The organism is Xenorhabdus sp. PR6a, assembly GCF_028599065.1.
GTDB lineage: Bacteria > Pseudomonadota > Gammaproteobacteria > Enterobacterales > Enterobacteriaceae > Xenorhabdus > Xenorhabdus doucetiae.
The window spans coordinates 1-1,340 of sequence record NZ_JAQRFJ010000158.1 but is presented as its reverse complement, the minus strand read 5'-3'; the positions used below and the strand labels follow the sequence as shown (position 1 = coordinate 1,340).

The 1,340-nt window shown below is 30.5% G+C and carries 1 protein-coding gene; it reads right to left on the bottom strand.

The features are described 5' to 3' along the window. The coding region (locus PSI15_RS18000; protein WP_273584709.1) for a Gfo/Idh/MocA family protein at window positions 1-947 on the bottom strand (947 nt) is incomplete at its 3' end. Between the last annotated feature and the right edge of the window lie 393 nt (window positions 948-1,340).

Below are 1,340 nucleotides of genomic sequence, written 5' to 3'. Positions count from 1 at the left end.
AAGTTACTATTTTTAAAAGCGCGCTCTAAAACACGCATTAAAGCGATAGAACTATTTAAATTTCGCTCAAAGCCTGCCTCTCCACCATCAAAGAGAAAATCTTTATACATTCTTACGAAAGGTGAAATACTTTCAATTTCGATAGATTTTATAATCTCTTGCTTTTTATTTTTTATATTCACTTTTTTCTTATCAGCATGGAATATTGCATTCTGACCATAAGCAGTGACATCTTCATGCTTTTCAATCTCTACACAAGATATATAAGCAAAGATAATAACCCCATCGCATTCAAGCTCAACAAATGCTATATCATCAACATTATAATCGCCGCACGAAGAATTAATTAATCTGGCATGGTTTATCTTAATTTCTTTACCATCGAAAAGATAATTAATTATATCCACAACATGATAACCCATATCCAGCCATACACCACCTCCAGATGTGGAATATTGGCTTCTCCAATTACCATTTGGATTTTTGCTGGGAATAGTATATCTTATAGTTAACTGAGAGATTTTTTCTTCAGATTTTTTTATTTCATATTTCAAGATTTCGTATGCTGGTGTATATCTTTTCTGGCAAACGGTGAAAATTTTAAAATTTCTGCCACGTGAAAGATCACTGAATATTTTCGCTTGAGATAATGTAAGTGCAAACGGTTTTTCTTTGATAATTTTCATGGGAAAATTGCTGCAATAATCCAATACCTCATAATACATATTATGAGGTAATGCAACCAGAAGTGTATCAGGTTTTACTTTATTGATAAGCTCTTTGTAACACGAAAAACCTGCAACCTCATAGTTAAGTAAGCTCCTTGCCTCATCGATATTATTAGGAGATAAATCACATAAGCCATAAATTTTAATGCCTAACGAAACCATAGCAGGTATATGCTCTTTAAGTACAATATTTCCACACCCAATTATAGCAACTTTCATGTCAGACTCCTTGTTTATGAAAAATTTATCCCCTGACGTTTGTAAAGAAATTAAAATTTAAAATAATTAAATAAAGAACTTATTATATGAAGTAAAATTATTTTTCACTTATTATATGAGCATGGGATTTTAAATATATACTCATGGTACTTCAAGATGCATGATTAATTCAGGAATTAATTGTTATAAATCAAGTTAATAAATAATGGTTACTCATGCACTTTCAAGTTTATTGGGTATATATCAAATTAATATTTAATGTTCCATATACAAATAAATCACTCAGTAACTTTTGATGTCTGCTCCATTCACACACTACACATCTTTCACACCATTGCTGGTATCGTATAACAAATTCCGCCAATTATTCTAGATCTTACACAGTATATTATT